Here is a 17559-nt window from a genome sequence, read left to right on the forward strand (position 1 = left end):
AAGGACTCTCAATACCATCTAATGATTACAATTAAAGAAGCCAAAAGCAAGAAAGAATTAACCGAATACATCAAATTTCCTTTTTCATTGTATAAAGACAATCCGTATTGGGTGCCGCCTATTATTTCAGACGAATTGGAATCTTTTGACAAAACCAAAAATCCTGCATTCGATAATGCTGAAGCTTATTTTTATTTGGCTTACAGAGACAATAAAATTGTAGGACGTATTACTGCTATTATCAATTGGTCTGAAGTAAATAATCAGCACAAGAGGAAAGTTCGTTTTGGATGGTTTGATGTAATTGATGATATTGAAGTTACAAAAGCACTTCTAGAAAAAGTATATGAATTAGGAAGAAAACACAACTTAGAACATGCTGAAGGCCCGATGGGATTTTCAAATTTAGACAAAGTTGGACTTCTTACTGAAGGATATGATCAAATTGGAACCATGATAACATGGTACAATCACCCATACTATGTAACCCATTTGGAACAATTAGGCTTTCAGGTTGAAAAACAATATATTGAAAGTATATTCCCATTTTCAAATGTGAAACCAGAATTCTTTCAGAAAGCACAAGAATTAATCAAAAAACGTTACGGACTTAAAGCGCTTAATTTTACGAGAACCAAAGACATTATGCCTCATGTAGACAAAATGTTCGATTTGTTTAATGAAACTTATGCTAAACTAGCTTCGTTCGTAGCAATTTCAGACGTACAGAAAGAGTATTTCAAAAAGAAATATATCAGTTTTATCAATCCAGAATACATTAAATTTGTGGTTGATAAAGATGATAATTTAGTTGCTTTTAGTATCGTAATGCCAAGCTTCGTTGAAGCTTTACAGAAAATAAAAGGTAAATTATTCCCTTTTGGTTTTCTGCAATTATTAAAAGCGAAAAAACATAGTAAAGATGTTGTTTTTTACCTCATCGGAGTTCATCCTGAATATCAAAATAAAGGTGTAACAGCTATCATTTTTGATGAATATTACAAAACGTTTTCCGCAAAAGGAATCCAAAATTGCATTAGAACTCCAGAATTATTAGAAAATAATGCCATTCATTTGCTTTGGAAAAATTTTGATCCAATTATTCACTGTCAGAGAAAAACGTATTTGAAGAATCTTTAATTTTTAGTTTTCAGTCGCAGTCTCAGTATTCAGTTATTATGGACTTAAATAAATCTTCAATAATAGTTTGCGACGAATGTCGTAGCGAATTTTACGTAGATTCATCTGTCATGAAAAACCTATGTCCAGAATGTACGCATTATATTTATGGATATGAAAATTGCAAACACGAATTTAACAATGATCGTTGCTCAAAATGTTACTGGAACGGAAATTCTAGCGATTATATAAATAAACTTAAGTCTACCGATAAATATCATAATTTCAAAAAATAAAAAAAATCCATTCGCCCCCAAACGAATGGATTTTTCACTTTATAAAACACATCATTACTCTACTTTGCAATCTACTTTTATTAAAGTGTTTTGTGGATTAAATTTTAGTTTTTTTCTGTCTTTGAAAACAACTTTGTCATTAGCCTGCACTACATCTCCATATCCTTCAATTAAATTTCCATCCCTTTGAAGAAATACGACCTGTCTCATTGTAGAAGCGCCTTCAGACATAAATACATATTCAGCAATTAAAGTGTCGCCAACCATGTTTCCATTTATAATTCCGTCATTTTTATCTTTTCCAGAAATTTCATATTTCAATTTTCCGTTAACTTCTTGATGAGAATTAACATTAAAACTTAATTCAATTCTGCTATTATTTGCTGTTGACTCGTAACATTGATCGCCAGATGGTTCTACAATTTCAGCTTCTTTTGGCGGACTTGGTGTAATTTGAATCGGTTCTGTTGTCGTCGCTTCTTTTTTACAAGAAGTAAAAACTGCAAGCGCCATCACCGTAAGTGTTAGTACTTTTTTCATAATTTTTATTTTTATCTTGTGATTATGATACTAAAGTTACCTTAAATAAAAAAAATCCATTCGTATAACAAATGGATTTTTTTATATAATTTCCACTTAAGGAAATCTATTTTATACTGAATTTACGAAACGTCTACAGTTGTACGCTCTGCAATTTCTTTATAAGTTCCGTTAGTCAGTTTCTCACGAATCGCTTCGAAAGCAGTTAACGTTTCATTGATATCTTCTAAAGTATGAGAAGCCGTTGGTATCATTCTCAATAGGATAATTCCTTTTGGAATAACTGGGTAAACTACGATAGAAAGGAAAATACCATAATTTTCTCTTAAATCGTTTACCATTACCATTGCCTCAGGAATACTTCCTTCTAAGTAAACTGGTGTAATACAAGTGTTTGTATCTCCAATATTAAATCCTTTTTCTTTAAGACCGTTTTGCAACGCGTTTACGTTTTCCCAAAGTTTGTCTTTAATTGCAGAAGATTTACGCAATAATTCTAAACGTTTCAAAGAACCAATTGTCTGAATCATTGGCAACGCTTTAGCAAACATTTGAGAACGTAAGTTGTATTTCAAATAATCGATAACCGTTTTGTCAGCTGCTACGAAAGCTCCGATATTAGCCATAGATTTTGCAAAAGTAGAGAAGTAAACATCAATCTGATCTTGCACTCCCTGCTCCTCACCTGCTCCAGCACCTGTTTTACCCAATGTACCAAAACCGTGAGCATCATCTACTAATAATCTGAAATTGTATTTTTTCTTTAATTCAGCTATTTCTTTTAATTTTCCTTGCTGTCCTCGCATTCCGAAAACACCTTCAGTAATAAATAAAATACCTCCGCCTGTTTCTTCTGCCATTTTAGTAGCACGCTGCAAGTTTTTCTCCATACTTTCCAAATCATTGTGTTTGTATGTGAAACGTTTACCCATGTGCAAACGAACACCATCAATGATACAAGCATGTGAATCTACGTCATAAACGATAATATCATTTTTAGTAACCAAAGCGTCAATGATAGAAACCATTCCTTGGTAACCAAAATTCAACAAATAAGCAGATTCCTTCATTACAAATTCTGCCAATTCATTTTCTAATTGTTCGTGGTACGTAGTGTGTCCAGACATCATACGGGCTCCCATCGGATAAGCTGCACCAAACTGAATTGCTGCATCTGTATCTGCTTGACGAACTTCTGGATGATTAGCTAAACCTAAATAATCATTTAAACTCCAGTTTAAAATATTTTTTCCGTGAAATTGCATTCTAGGACCCAACTCTCCTTCTAACTTTGGGAAAACATAATAACCTTCTGCTTGAGAAGCCCATTTTCCTAAAGGTCCCTTATTGTCCTGAATTCTTTCGAATAAATCTTTTACCATAATATATGTAGTAATTTTTTTTACTTAATCAGCGAGCAAAAATAATCATTATTAATTTAAAATGAAGAACCTCAATTATTTTTATTCAAAAATATTATGCTTACATAAAACTATTAAGGATTTACGTAATAATGGCCTCAAAACTCTCCTAAACTCTGTAATGCTATAAAAACACGATTTTTATCATAATAAGTAAATCTAATTCTGGGGGGTTATTTTACTGGCATTCTTGAAGCGGAAATTAATTATTGAGGACATTATTAGCAACAAACCCAAAACCAAAAGGACACTAAATATCAAAATACTTTGAAAATATCCTGGAATTGTTCCTTCTCCAAAATAGAAAAACCAACCTTGAAGAAATAGCAAAACTTCTGTCGAAATATAGCCTAAAATAAAACACTTCATTCCTGCTTTTAATATTTCAGAATTAGCAGAAAGCATTTTATTCTGCAATAAAATGCCAAACAAAAAACCTGTTATGATTCCTAAAGTGGTTAAATGAATAAAACCAATTACAAAATTTCTAATTTGATGTGAAACTTCTGCCAGATTTGGAAAAATGGTCAGTAATTGTATTCCGACTTTCAAAAAAAGAGAACATAAAGCCAAACTGTAAACCATTTTTGCAATTTTATCTAAAGTGCTTTTGAAATAATTCATTTGAGATTTGAGCATTTTATAAAAATAAATAAAAGCTCCCAACTGAATTAAAACTCCCAAAATATTGATATAACTTAAAATGTCATTTTCTATAAACCATCGCATTGGAAAAGTAACTGTCAGCAATGTAGAAACAATTATCAAGAAATAAAACTTCTTAAATTTTACCTCATCAATTTTATTTTGAAATTGTTTAAAAAACAAAGCTAAAATTGCCAATATAAACCAGCCATTAAACTGAAAATGAAGAAAGAACTGAATTGCAATCTGATAAAAAGCGCTTTGTTTTCCTAACGTGCTCACAGCCGGTCCAAGACACCAAACTCCAAAAGTCGAGAGAATCATAAATAGAATTGAAACCAACAAAAATCTTTGTGATGGCGATTTATCTTTTGTGCAATCTTTCCATACCAAACGGCAAAAAACATAACTAAGCAAAATATGCATGGTTGAAAAAATAATCGAAAACAAAGCATATCCTTGAATTGGAAAAGCAATCATCATTCCGATAACTGAAAATTCTGTTAGCCAAAATAAGCGGTTATAAATTGGTTTCTGACTTTTTTCTTTTGGAATAAAAAAATGGACAACCAAAACATAAACAATCAAATATACCCAACCCAACATCGCAACATGCGAATGCGCATGAAGCAGAAAACTGTAGTTTACAAAATCTAAAGGAAAAAGATACATAAACCGCATTAATAATCCGAAAACACAGGCAATCAGAAAATTAAAGAAACAGCATAGTATCCAAGCTTTTTGAGAATTCATAAATGAATAAATTTTATTTAAACACATAGAAAAATAGGTTTTACATTTTCTACACAATCTTGTCATTTCGAGGAACGAGAAATCTTCACGAGAAGCTCTACAAAGATTGACTTTTAGCAAAGGAGTTACTTGCGAAGATTTCTCGTTCCTCGAAATAACAAACGTTGTCGAAAAGCTTCAAAATCAAAAATCTATGTTTCTATGTGTTTAATTTTGAGTTCAATCCATTAAATATAAGTTTTCTTAAAATAAAAAACACCGATAACTATCATGTTTAGATATTTTATCGGTGCTTTTCCACTATTAAAATTAACCTTTATTCTACTTCTACAAAGTCTTTTTCTAAAGTCACCGCTTTTGGAAATAAAATATTGTTTTCCAAATGAATGTGTTTGTGCAAATCTGCTTCAAACTCTTTCAGCATCGCAAAAGTCACTCTGTAAGTCGTGCAAGCATCTGCTGGCGGAGTGTAATTATTTGTCAATTCAGCAATTTCTCTAAAGCGCTCGCCTTCATTATCGTGTTCGTGCATCATCATTGCAATTGGATTCGAAACTGTTCCGAAAGAAGGCTGAGATAAAACCCCATCAGATTCTTTGGTTTTCACCATTCTTTTCACGAAAGGAAATAAAACCAATTCTTCTTTTTTCATGTGCTGAGATAATTCGCCAGCACAACCAATAAACAATTCGTTTATTTTAAATAATTCTGGGTGATTTGCTCCGTGAACTTTGCATAATTTATCTAAAAAAGGAAGTAAAACATTCATTTTTTCTTCCACATAGCGGTGATGCGTTTTCTCAATATAATCTGCCAATAAATCTAATGGCCATGAGTTAAAATCAATGCTCCCGCTATTTTCCGATTGTACAACTTGCAGCACATTTTGTAATAAATCATTGGCATCTATATTTTGTTTCTCACAAACTTCTGCTATTGTTCGATTTCCTTTGCAGCAAAAATCTATTCTATATTTTGAAAAAACTGCGGCTGTTCTAAAATCCTCAGCTACAAACGATCCTATTGTTTTGTTTTTTAAATTTTCCATGATAATCAATTTATATTTTTGTGTTTTACTTTTTGTTTTTTAATGTCAGTTCAAATACAAACCAAGCCATTGTTATGAACCCGATTCCGAAAATTGAATCTCCAATTGCACGAAGCCATTTTAAAGTAATCATCGTTGGCTGCTGCATTAATTCTGATGAACGAGCATACCACATACCGTGATTAATGCTTTCAATTGCCTGCCAAACTCCAATTGGTAATAAGCTCAAAATAGCCATTAGAAAAAGACCAATATTTAAAGACCAGAAAGTGATTTTAAGCAGTTTGGTATTCCAGCTCACATTTCGGTATAAACTTCTCAATACAAATAATACCAGACCAATTCCTAACATTCCATAAACTCCAAACAAAGCTGTGTGTCCGTGTAAAGGCGTTGTGTTTAACCCTTGAACATAATACAAGGCAATTGGCGGATTAATAATGAATCCGAAAATTCCGGCTCCAAGGAAATTCCAAAACGCTACAGAAATCATAAAGTAAATTGGCCATTTGTAATCGGCAATCCATTGTGTCGATTTTGAAATTTTATAGTTTTGATACGCTTCAAATCCGATTAAAGTTAAAGGCACAACTTCTAGCGCACTAAATGTTGCTCCTAAAGCCATAATTGCTGTTGGCGTTCCTGAGAAATACAAGTGATGGAATGTTCCTAAAATACCTCCAGACATGAAAATAATGGTTGCAAAAAGTACATTTAAAGTTGCTGTTTTCGTTTTTAATAATCCCAAACGAACAAACAAGAACGCAATTACAACTGTTGCAAAAACTTCAAAGAAACCTTCAACCCAAAGGTGAACTACCCACCATCTCCAATATTCTGCAATGGCTAAGTTGGTTTGTCTTCCCCACATTAATCCTGCTCCGTAGAACATGGCAATTGCAGTACAAGAAACTAGGAACAAAATGATTAGGTTTTTCTCTTCTGTTTTTTTCTTCAAAACAGGAAGCAAAGGACGAATCATTAAAGCCAACCACAAAAACAGTCCAACTAAAAGGAAAATCTGCCAGAAACGACCCAAATCAACATATTCGTAACCTTGGTGTCCAAACCAGAAATTTTGAACTAAATTTAATTTCTGCATTACTCCAAACCATTGTCCAGCCATTGAACCTAAAACAATAATTAAAAGAGCAATAAACAAGAAGTTGATTCCAAAACATTGAAATTTAGGATCTTTACCAGAAACTGCTGGAGCAATATACAATCCTGTTGCCAGCCAAGCCGTTGCAATCCAGAAAATGGCCAATTGCGTATGCCATGTTCGCGTTACAGCATAAGGCAAGATTTTATCAATCGGAATTCCGTATAAACCATTTCCTTCCACTCCATAATGCGCAGTAATAATTCCGAAAACCATTTGTAAAACCATCAGCAAGCTTACTATCCAAAAATATTTGGTTACCAATCCCATAGATTTTGTTTTGCCTTGTTTAATAAGCGGATCTTCTTTTGGAAGGGGAAACCCCTCTTCTTCACCAGATTTTGCATGATAGAAAACTAAGATTCCAACACTCAAAATCAATAAAATAATACTTACTCCAGACCAAGCTAAAAGTTCTGTTGTCGCTTTATTCCCAACCAATTCATCTGATGGCCAGTTGTGCGTATACGAAATATCTCCGTCAGGACGATTGGTAACCGTTGCCCAAGTTGCCCAGAAGAAAAAAGCATTCATTTTATGCATTCTTTCTACATCTGTAATAGAGTTTTTCGGAATGGCATATTCTTCTCTCAACTTATCAAATTGAGGATCATTCGTAAAAAGACCTTTATAATATTCGCTTAAATGCTCAATCGCAGCCAAACGATTTTCAGAAATGGTAAGCACACCAGTGTCAGCATTGTAACGATTGGTTCTTAAATCTTTCTGAAGTCGGATCTTTAAAGACGATTGTTTTTCAGCATCCAATTCTTCATATTTTTTATTAAAGTCTTTTTTGGCATAAATATCCAATATAAAAACAGCTTCTCTATGGAGCCAATCTGCGGTCCAGTCTGGAGCCACATAAGCACCGTGTCCCCAGATAGATCCCACTTCCTGGCCACCTATACTTTGCCAGATATTTTGTCCGTCCTTAATTTCGCTTTCGCTAAAAACAACCTTTCCAGAATCGGTCACAATTTCTTTTGGAACGGGCGGTGCCTGCTGATAAATCTCGTAACCATAATAACCCAACACTGCAAATGAAACACTCATTACCAATGCGAAAACCAGCCATAGTTTTTTTTCTCTTTTCATTATTCTATTTATTCAATAAAAGACATTTTTATCCTTTATTAGTTTTTAAAAAAACTCCAAAGCCAGTTACAGCATTTGGAGCTTTAAATTATTTACTCAACAATTAATACGCCTTTCATCATAGCTACGTGCCCAGGGAAAGAACAAATAAATGGATATGATCCTTTTTTATCAATTGTAAACTCGATTGTATCTTCTTCTCCGCCACCAATTAATTTAGTGTGTGCAATGATTGAAGCTTTTTCAGATTCCGGAATATAATCAGTTGCTTTGGCATCATTAGCTTTTAAAGCAAAAGCAGCTTGGTCTGTTCCTTCTTGTAAAATCACTAAATTGTGTCCCATTGCTTCTTTCGGAATTTTACCAACGTGTTTCAAAGTCAATTTGATTGGTTTCCCTGCAACAGCTTTCAATTCGTTTGTATTAAACTGCATTTGGTCATTCCCTTCAATAACTAAAACATTTTCTTCTGCTGGAGCAACTGTCGGAGCTTGTTCACCTTCAGTAGAAGCTTCAGTTGTTTCTGTCGACTCCGCTGGAGCTGTTTCTTTTTTTCCGCAAGAAGTAACCGCTAAAAATCCCATTAGGATTAATACTGAAATTTTGGTTTTCGTATTCATTTTTATGATAATTTATTAATGTTATTCGTTTATGTTTAATGTTTTCAAAAAGAAATCTCCCGATTTCACATCTGAAGCAAGCTGTTCTAAGGTTGTTTTAGTCAACATTTCTAAAAGCAAACCTCGTATTTTCTTGAATTCGTGATGAACTGGACAAGGATGTTCTTCTGAGCATTCTTTTAACCCTATTCCACAACCGCTATATATTTTATTTCCATCAATAGCGTCTACAATCTGAATTAATTTTACAGATTTTGATGCTTCTGGCGAAACTTCAAATCCGCCACCTACTCCTTTTGCTGAATGAATAATGCCATTTTTGGTCAAAATCTGCATAATTTTGGCTGTAAATGGTTCTGGCGAATCAATTTCTTTCGCAACATCTTTTATTCCAACTCTTATTCCTTTAGAAGATTTGGTTGCAATAAATATTGAAGCTCTTATTCCATATTCACACGCTTTTGAAAACATACATCCTTAATTAATTCTCAACAAAGATATACAGGTTTTATATAAAAGACAAATTTATCCTTAATTAATTGTAAAAGGGCAGAAAATTATTTATAATGAAACTAATTAGTACTAATAACAACACATATTCACCATTCAATTCTTATAAAAACCAATTTTAATTTTAACTTTGAGAGTATTAAAACTTAAATATTTAACAAATGCCTTTAAGCAATTCAAAAGATTTAAAACTGGCAGTTCTTATTGATGCAGACAATGTGCCTTATAGCAATGTAAAAGGTATGATGGAAGAAATTGCAAAACTAGGAACGCCAACCACGAAAAGGATTTATGCCGATTGGACCAAACCAAATGCGAATGGCTGGAAAGGCGTTTTATTGGAACATGCTATCACTCCTATTCAGCAATATAGCTATACAGTTGGGAAAAATTCGTCAGATTCTGCTTTGATTATTGACGCAATGGATTTGCTTTATTCTGGAAAATTAGATGGCTTTTGCATCGTTTCTAGCGACAGCGATTTTACACGACTTGCTGTAAGACTTCGTGAATCAGGCATGAAAGTAATTGGAATTGGAGAAAAGAAAACGCCAAATTCGTTTATTGTAGCCTGCGATCGATTTATTTATATTGAAGTTTTGGACGGCGCAACTCAAAAGAAAAAACCAAAAGAGGTAGTCGCTGCAGACACCAAGAAAATTGTCGAAAAGCCTGCTGAAAAAGCGCTTCATAAAGTTGACAAACAAACAATCGAATTGATTGAATCTACGATTGAAGATATTGAAGACGATGATGGATGGGCATTCTTAGGAGATGTCGGCAATCTGATCGTGAAGAAAAAACCTGAATTTGACCCTCGTAATTATGGTTATTCTAAACTTACTCCTATGCTTAAATCGCTTACCGATATTTTGGAAATTGACGAAAGAGAGTCGGACAAAAAAGGAATCAAACACGTCTATGTCCGTTTAAGATTCAACTAATTATCGCATTTATTACCTATTAATTTTTTAAAAACATGAGAAAAAAATTCTTTATTTACGGATTCTTATTGTTTATAATTGTTGCCGCAATTTATTATTACACCGGACGAGGCTATTTACTCGTAATTATTCTTCCGATTTTGCTAATTGTGGGAATTTACAACGCATCTCAAGAAAAACATGCTATTTTAAGAAACTTTCCTGTCTTAGGCTATTTCAGGTACTTATTTGAAATGATTGCGCCTGAGATTCAGCAGTATTTTATCGAAAGATCTACTGATGGAAAGCCTTTTTCAAGAAATCAGCGCTCATTAGTGTATCAAAGAGCCAAAAATATTGATTCAAGCACTCCATTCGGTACACAATTAAACTTAAACACAGAAAATTACGAAGGAATAAAACACTCTATTTTTCCAGCGAAAGTAAACGAAGAACTGCCTCGCGTATTAGTCGGCGGAAAAGATTGCAAACAGCCTTATTCTGCTTCTTTGTTTAACGTCTCTGCAATGAGTTTTGGATCATTGAGCGAGCATGCCGTTCGCGCCATCAATATCGGAGCGAAAAAAGGGAATTTCTACCAAAATACCGGAGAAGGCGGTTTAACCGACTACCATTTGGAAGGTGGCGGTGATATTACTTGGCAAATTGGAACAGGATATTTTGGGTGCCGAGATGCAGAAGGAAATTTCAGTCCTGAAAATTTCTCAGCAAAAGCAAACCTGCCAAATGTAAAAATGATTGAAATTAAACTTTCTCAAGGAGCAAAACCAGGTCATGGAGGTGTTCTTCCTGCGAAAAAAAATACAGAGCAGATTGCTAAAATTAGAGGAGTTGTGCCACATACAATGATTCTTTCTCCTCCTGGACATCATGCTTTTTCTGATTCAAAAGGCTTAATACTATTCATTAAGCAATTACGTGATTTATCTAATGGAAAGCCTATCGGATTCAAATTATGTATTGGGAACACAGCTGAGTTCGAAGCTATCTGTCAAGAAATGATTAATGAAGATACTTACCCAGATTTCATTACCGTTGATGGAGCTGAAGGCGGAACGGGTGCTGCTCCGCTTGAATTTGCTGATGGTGTCGGAATGCCTTTTGAACCTGCCTTGATTTTCGTAAACAAAACTTTAGTGCGTTTAGGCATCCGCGATAAAATGCGCATTATTGGAAGCGGAAAAATCATTTCTGGATATTCTATTTTGCATGCCATTGCTCTTGGAGCAGATATGTGCAACAGCGCGAGAGGATTTATGTTTTCTCTTGGCTGCATTCAAGCATTACGCTGCCATAATAACGAATGTCCGACTGGGGTGGCAACACAAAACAAAATGCTTATGAAAGGTTTGGTTGTAACAGATAAATCTGAAAGAGTGTACCACTTTCATAAAAATACTTTGCATGCCGCTAATGAACTTTTGGCTGCCGCTGGAAAAACATCATTTGCAGATGTAGACATCAATATTTTTATGCGTGGAGACGAGTTCACTAACTTATCAGAACTCTATTTCCCAGATAACTTGAAAAACGTTACTCAATTCTCATAAAACAGAAAAGCCTCTTCAAAATTGAAGAGGCTTTTTCTTAAAATCTATTTTAATTACAATTTTGCTGTTTCTTTTGATTTTGCAGTTCCTTCTAAAACTGCCAATTCATCTTGATCTACTAATTCCTGTGCTAAAATAGCATTATTATAAGCCAAGAAGTATACATCGAACTTTACCCCTTCGGCAATCAAAGAAGGAGAAATTTGATCGTTTTTGATCATCTCTTTCAATAAATCTGGAAAAGATTCTTTGTAGGCTAGTTTATTGGCATCGTTTTCTTCTAAATTAGTTTCAATTCTGATTTCGATTTTATTGTCATCCAGAAAAGCTTTTGCTGTTGTACTGGTAATGCCACTCCCTTTTATCGAAGATAAATTGTTATAATTGCTTACATGCTCCTGTATTTTCTGCTTTGTATTTTTACAGCTGACTAAAAATAATGCAAAAGCAAGTGCAAATGCGATTTGGGTAATTTTTTTCATAATTCTTTGGTTTAATAGTTATTTTTTAACTCAAACATAATTAATTCATAACATAAAAACAACATTCAATTACAAAAAAGCACACACAAATATTTGAAAACAAACCAATTATATTCTTAAAAAAGGATTATTTGTAAGAATAAAAAAGTTTCATTTACAATTAATTTTTGGTCTTAAATACAAAAAAGTCTCTTTAAAATTTATTTAAAGAGACTTTTAATATGTAAGAATCAAAATGATCTGTTTTTTGCAAAAATGTGATTTCTTATTTCAAAAAATCTTTAAGAGATTCCCCTGTTAAGGTTTCTTTGTCTAAAACCGTATTATCGTCTGCTAGAAAATAAACGTCAAACTGTACTCCTTCCTCAATCAATTGTCTTGGAATTTCGTCTTTATCTATCATTACTTTTATCAATTTTGGAAAAGAAATAATAGATGCCGATTTGTTAGCTTCATTTTGCTCTAAATCAGTTTCAAATCGCAATTCAATCTTATTATCATTAATATAACCTCTTGCTGTGGTAAGTGTAACATTATCAGCTCTAAAACTTGGAGCAATCGTTTTGTTGTACGTAACAACATACTCTTGAAGTTTCTGTTTGGTATTTTTACAGCTTAAAAGCGTCAACACTATCATTATTGCAAAGGCAATCTGGCTTATTTTCTTTAGCATAATCTTTTATTTTAATTTTTGAAGTCTTAATAACGCCTCAAGATAGTAATAATCTGCGTAATTTATAGAGCAATCTATTTCACTATTTGCAGGTTTATGACCTGTTGAATGCAATAAAAATGCTGAATTTACATCATGGCTTTGATAATTATTAGAAAGCGAAACAATCATCTTTTTAGCTTTTGTTAAGTATTCCGCTTTCAAACTCTTATCTTTTGTGTACGAACTTAATTCTAAAAGTGCAGATGAAACAATGGCTGCAGCCGAAGCATCTCTTGGTTCATTAGGAATATTTGGCGCATTAAAATCCCAATAAGGCACCAAATCTTCTGTAGTTAATTTATCCAAATAAACTCGTGCCAATTTATGGGCAAAATCTAAAAACTTAGCATCTTTTGTTTCTCTGTACGTCATTGTAAAACCGTAAATCGCCCACGCCTGACCGCGAGCCCACATACTGTCGTCACTGTAACCTTGGGCGGTTCTTCCCTTTATCTTTTTTCCTGTTTCGTAATCGTAAATAATAACATGATACGAAGTATTATCTGGTCTAAAATGATTTGCCATTGTGGTTTCGGCATGTTTTACAGCAATATCATAAAGTTTCTTGCTTCCACCATTTTTAGAAGCCCAAAATAAAAGCTCCAAATTCATCATATTATCAATAATAGTATTATGTCCTCCCATTTTATTATGAGGCCAAGACTGAATTGTTCCCACTTTCGGATTAAAAAGCGTCGCCAATGTATCTGCAGTTCTTAAAATAATCTGTTTGTACTCTGGATTTTTAGTCAATCTGTATCCGTTTCCAAAACTATTAAAAATCTGAAATCCTAAATCATGATCACCTGCTTTGCTGGTAGAAAGTGGCGTTAAAAAGCGACTGAATTTATCAGCTTCTTTTTCCCATTTTTTGTCTTTGGTTGCTTCGTACAAAAACCACAGTTCTCCAGGCCAGAAACCGCTCGTCCAATCTTTATAGCCAACAAATTTCCATTCATTGCTTCCATTAGGAACTGTTCTAGGGGAAGTTCCGTCATTTGGAATCACTTTTAAAGTTTTAGAAGCTTGTTCTGCGCAATAATCCAATTGCTTTTTAATATTAAATGAATTGTTTTTTTGGGAATAGCCTTGATTTCCTAATAGAAATAAAGCTGCAATCAGGGTAAAAAATTTTGCCTTCATGTGGTTATTTTGATAGATAATTAATTAACTGATAAATGTATAAAATAAAGTGACGCTATTCAGGTTTTGTATTTTTTGTTACCTAAAAATGGATTATTGATACACTATTTTAAGACATAAGATTTAGTTTGTCATTCCGAGTAACGAGGAATCACACGAGAAATTCCCCAAAGTAATTCGCCAATCTTTGTCGATCTGCGAGTGCGATTTCTCGTTCCTCGGAATGACAAACGAGGCTTAATTTCTTTTAAAAATTTATCCTAAATTTGCTTTAACCAAAACCTAATCTCAACTTGAACAAAACCAGAATCAACTATTTTCTAATCTTTCTAACCATCATTTTCCTCGGAGTACTGTCAAGAAAAATTCCTTTTATCCCTTTATGGATCGGCGATTTTCTTTACGCTGTAATGATTTACTTTTTAGTTAGAATTTTCTTTCCATCAAAAAAGTTTTGGTTGGTAATACTACTTTCCCTTTTTATTTGTTATGGAATTGAGTTTTTACAACTTTATCAAGGCAATTGGATTGTTGAACTTAGAAAAACACTTTTTGGAAGATATGTTTTAGGTCAAGGATTTTTATGGTCGGATATTTTGGCCTATACATTCGGAATTTCACTTACCTTTATTATTGAAAAATCATTTTTAAAATACTACCACAATGAATCTCGTTTTCGCATCAAACAACAAAAATAAAATCGCAGAAATTCAAAGTATGCTTCCAGAAAGCATTAAAATATTAAGTTTAGAAGATATTAATTGTTTTGAAGACATTCCTGAAACAGCAGACACCATAGAAGGAAATGCAATTTTAAAAGCTGATTATGTAACTCAAAAATATGGTTACGATTGTTTTGCAGATGATACAGGTCTAGAAGTAGATGCTTTAAATGGCGAACCTGGAGTTTATTCTGCGCGTTATGCGGGCGAGCAAAAAAATGCAGATGACAACATGAACAAGCTTTTGGAGGCTTTAAAAAATAAGGAAAATCGCAGCGCCCAGTTCAAGACCGTTATTACTTTAAACTTAAAAGGAAAACAATATTTGTTTACCGGAATTGCAAAAGGAGAAATTACATTCACAAAAACAGGAACAAATGGATTTGGTTACGATCCTATTTTTAAGCCTGAAAATTTCAATGAAACCTTTGCCGAATTGCCTTTAGCTACCAAAAACACTATAGGTCACCGCGGAAAAGCTGTTAAGCAACTCATTGATTTTCTGAACACCACAAAATAATTGTTTAAAATACAACATTTTAGAGGCCAAATTTTACATTTCGCGACGTATTTTTTTGCTTGTTTCCGCATTTCTTGCAAAAATTTATTTTAATAAAACTGTAACTTTTTGATAATCAATTATTAATAAATACATAATTATTAAAAACGCATTAGTATATCTGAATAATTAACAGTAATTTTGCACCCTATTTTAAAACACATATGAATAAATTTGAACAATTAGGATTGAATGAATCGTTACTGAAGGCGATTTTAGATCTAGGATTTGAAAATCCGTCAGAGGTACAGGAAAAGGCGATTCCCCTATTATTGGAAAAAGACACGGATATGGTTGCGTTGGCTCAAACAGGGACAGGGAAAACGGCAGCTTTCGGTTTTCCGCTAATTCAAAAAATTGATGCCGACAACAGAAATACACAAGCATTAGTTTTATCGCCAACACGCGAGTTATGTTTACAGATTACTAACGAACTTAAAAACTACTCAAAATACGAAAAAGGTATTAATGTGGTAGCAGTTTACGGAGGAGCTAGTATAACAGAACAAGCAAGAGAAATAAAGAGAGGTGCACAAATCATTGTGGCAACTCCAGGAAGAATGCAAGACATGATTAACAGAGGTCTAGTAAACATTAAAAACATAGATTACTGTGTTTTGGATGAGGCTGACGAAATGTTAAACATGGGATTCTATGATGATATCGTATCTATTTTATCAGATACTCCAGACGAAAAAAGCACATGGTTGTTCTCTGCAACTATGCCTCAAGAGGTGGCTAGAATCGCAAAACAATTCATGAGCGATCCATTAGAAATTACTGTAGGTACAAAAAATTCAGGTTCATCAACAGTATCTCACGAATTTTATTTAGTAAATGCTCGTGACCGTTATGAAGCTTTAAAACGTTTAGCTGATGCTAATCCAGACATTTTCTCTGTAGTTTTCTGTCGTACAAAAAGAGACACTCAAGCTATCGCAGAGAAGTTAATTGAAGATGGTTATAGCGCCGCTGCGTTACACGGAGATTTATCTCAAGCGCAACGTGATGGTGTAATGAAATCGTTCCGTGGAAGACAAATTCAGATGCTTGTTGCTACTGACGTTGCTGCACGTGGTATTGACGTTGATAACGTAACTCACGTTGTTAACTACCAATTGCCTGACGAGATTGAAACTTACAACCACCGTTCTGGACGTACGGGTAGAGCTGGAAAATTAGGTACTTCTATTGTAATTGTTACAAAAAGCGAGTTACGTAAAATTTCAACTATTGAGAGAATCATCAAACAAAAGTTTGTTGAAAAAACTATTCCATCTGGAATTGAAATCTGCGAAATTCAGTTATTGCACTTAGCTAACAAAATTAAAGATACTGAGGTTGATCACGAAATTGACAACTATTTACCAGCAATCAACAACGTTCTTGAAGATTTATCTAAAGAAGAGTTGATTAAGAAAATGGTTTCAGTAGAATTTAACCGTTTCATCACTTACTACAAAAAGAATAGAGATATTTCTGTTCAATCTTCTGGTGAGAGACGTGAAAGAGGTGATTCTGAACCAAGAGAATTCAGTAATAATGGAGCAGTTCGTTATTTTGTAAACATTGGTTCTAGAGACAACTTCGACTGGATGTCATTAAAAGATTACTTGAAAGAAACATTAGACTTAGGTCGTGATGATATCTTTAAAGTAGATGTAAAAGAAGGTTTCTCTTTCTTTAACACAGATCCACAGCATACAGACAAAGTAATGGACGTTTTAAACAACGTTCAATTAGAAGGCCGTCGTATCAATGTTGAGATTTCTAAAAATGATGGTGGCGGAAGACGTGATCACAACAACCGTGGCGGAAGACGTGATTCTGGAAGAAGAGAAGGAAACTTCGCTCCAAGACGTGAAGGCGGTTTCAGAAGCGACAGAAGTTCTTCTAGAGATGGAGGTTCACGTGATGGAGGTTTCAGAAGCGACAGAAGCTCATCTTCAAGAAGAGAAGGCGGTTTTAGAAGCTCTGCTCCAAGAAGTGAGGGTGGTTCAGATAGAGCTCCAAGACGTTCTGAAAACTTTGGAGATAGTTCAAGACCAAGAAGATCAAGAAGAGATTAATATTTCAATTTCTTTAAATACAAAATCCCAAATTCCATATTACTTGGAATTTGGGATTTTTTTTTATGTCAAAAAATTTTATTTTTCGTAAATCGCTTCTGTAATCTAAACATAACCTTCACTACTCATTTTTATTTAACCTAAAAAAGCAACACTACTGCCT

The 17559-nt window shown here is 33.7% G+C and carries 16 protein-coding genes; 6 read left to right on the plus strand and 10 right to left on the minus strand.

Translation table 11 applies throughout. The features are described from left to right. Positions 1-21 precede the first annotated feature (21 nt). Positions 22-1140: a GTP cyclohydrolase gene (locus BB050_RS01045; RefSeq protein ID WP_066032272.1), complete on the plus strand. Its 1119-nt coding sequence runs from the start codon at positions 22-24 to the stop codon at positions 1138-1140. 329 nt (positions 1141-1469) lie between these two features. Here the strand turns inward: BB050_RS01045 and BB050_RS01050 are convergent, their stop codons facing one another. From BB050_RS01050 to BB050_RS01080, 7 genes are all read right to left on the minus strand, one after another. Next, positions 1470-1955: a hypothetical protein gene (locus BB050_RS01050; protein WP_066032273.1), complete on the minus strand. Its 486-nt coding sequence runs from the start codon at positions 1953-1955 to the stop codon at positions 1470-1472. A gap of 122 nt (positions 1956-2077) precedes the next feature. Further along, complete coding sequence (locus BB050_RS01055; protein ID WP_008462520.1) at positions 2078-3337, minus strand: aminotransferase class I/II-fold pyridoxal phosphate-dependent enzyme; 1260 nt, start codon at positions 3335-3337, stop codon at positions 2078-2080. 198 nt (positions 3338-3535) lie between these two features. Next, entirely contained in the window at positions 3536-4774 is a 1239-nt protein-coding gene (locus BB050_RS01060) for a hypothetical protein (protein ID WP_066032274.1), read from the minus strand. A gap of 316 nt (positions 4775-5090) precedes the next feature. Continuing rightward, entirely contained in the window at positions 5091-5822 is a 732-nt protein-coding gene (gene ric / locus BB050_RS01065; RefSeq protein WP_066032275.1) for an iron-sulfur cluster repair di-iron protein, read from the minus strand. Between the two features lie 25 nt (positions 5823-5847). Beyond that, positions 5848-8082, minus strand: coding sequence for a nitric-oxide reductase large subunit (locus BB050_RS01070; RefSeq protein ID WP_066032276.1), 2235 nt, complete (start codon positions 8080-8082; stop codon positions 5848-5850). 92 nt (positions 8083-8174) lie between these two features. Further along, the gene (azu, locus tag BB050_RS01075; RefSeq protein WP_066032277.1) at positions 8175-8702 is read right to left on the minus strand and encodes an azurin; all 528 of its coding nucleotides are present in this window, start codon (positions 8700-8702) and stop codon (positions 8175-8177) included. Between the two features lie 21 nt (positions 8703-8723). After that, on the minus strand, positions 8724-9173 hold the full coding sequence (locus BB050_RS01080; RefSeq protein ID WP_066032278.1) for an RrF2 family transcriptional regulator: 450 nt from the start codon (positions 9171-9173) through the stop codon (positions 8724-8726). Between the two features lie 200 nt (positions 9174-9373). On the opposite strand from BB050_RS01080, the gene BB050_RS01085 reads away from it, so the two are divergent. Next, a complete protein-coding gene (locus tag BB050_RS01085) occupies positions 9374-10156 on the plus strand; it encodes an NYN domain-containing protein (RefSeq protein ID WP_008462511.1) in 783 nt (260 codons plus the stop codon). Positions 10157-10191: 35 nt separating this feature from the next. Further along, positions 10192-11706 (plus strand): FMN-binding glutamate synthase family protein, encoded by a 1515-nt coding sequence (locus BB050_RS01090; protein WP_066032279.1) that lies wholly within the window; start codon positions 10192-10194, stop codon positions 11704-11706. Positions 11707-11759: 53 nt separating this feature from the next. Here BB050_RS01090 and BB050_RS01095 read toward each other — a convergent pair whose 3' ends face one another. The 3 genes from BB050_RS01095 to BB050_RS01105 all read right to left on the minus strand — a co-directional run bounded on the left by BB050_RS01095 (position 11760) and on the right by BB050_RS01105 (position 14046). Next, complete coding sequence (locus BB050_RS01095; protein ID WP_066032280.1) at positions 11760-12188, minus strand: hypothetical protein; 429 nt, start codon at positions 12186-12188, stop codon at positions 11760-11762. Between the two features lie 265 nt (positions 12189-12453). Then, a complete protein-coding gene (locus BB050_RS01100; protein WP_066032281.1) occupies positions 12454-12861 on the minus strand; it encodes a hypothetical protein in 408 nt (135 codons plus the stop codon). 6 nt (positions 12862-12867) lie between these two features. Next, entirely contained in the window at positions 12868-14046 is a 1179-nt protein-coding gene (locus BB050_RS01105; protein ID WP_066032282.1) for a glycoside hydrolase family 88 protein, read from the minus strand. Between the two features lie 410 nt (positions 14047-14456). Here BB050_RS01105 and BB050_RS01110 point away from each other — a divergent pair, with 410 nt between their 5' ends. From BB050_RS01110 to BB050_RS01120, 3 genes are all read left to right on the plus strand, one after another. Further along, positions 14457-14744, plus strand: coding sequence for a ribosomal maturation YjgA family protein (locus BB050_RS01110; protein ID WP_236940449.1), 288 nt, complete (start codon positions 14457-14459; stop codon positions 14742-14744). After that, positions 14710-15288, plus strand: coding sequence for a non-canonical purine NTP diphosphatase (locus tag BB050_RS01115; RefSeq protein WP_066032283.1), 579 nt, complete (start codon positions 14710-14712; stop codon positions 15286-15288). Before BB050_RS01110 ends, BB050_RS01115 begins: the two co-directional genes overlap by 35 nt. A gap of 203 nt (positions 15289-15491) precedes the next feature. Further along, positions 15492-17396 carry a DEAD/DEAH box helicase gene (locus BB050_RS01120; RefSeq protein ID WP_066032284.1) on the plus strand — a complete coding sequence of 635 codons (1905 nt, stop codon included), beginning with the start codon at positions 15492-15494 and terminating at the stop codon, positions 17394-17396. Positions 17397-17559 lie beyond the last annotated feature (163 nt).

This window comes from Flavobacterium anhuiense, from assembly GCF_001705175.1.
GTDB classification, from domain to species: domain Bacteria; phylum Bacteroidota; class Bacteroidia; order Flavobacteriales; family Flavobacteriaceae; genus Flavobacterium; species Flavobacterium anhuiense.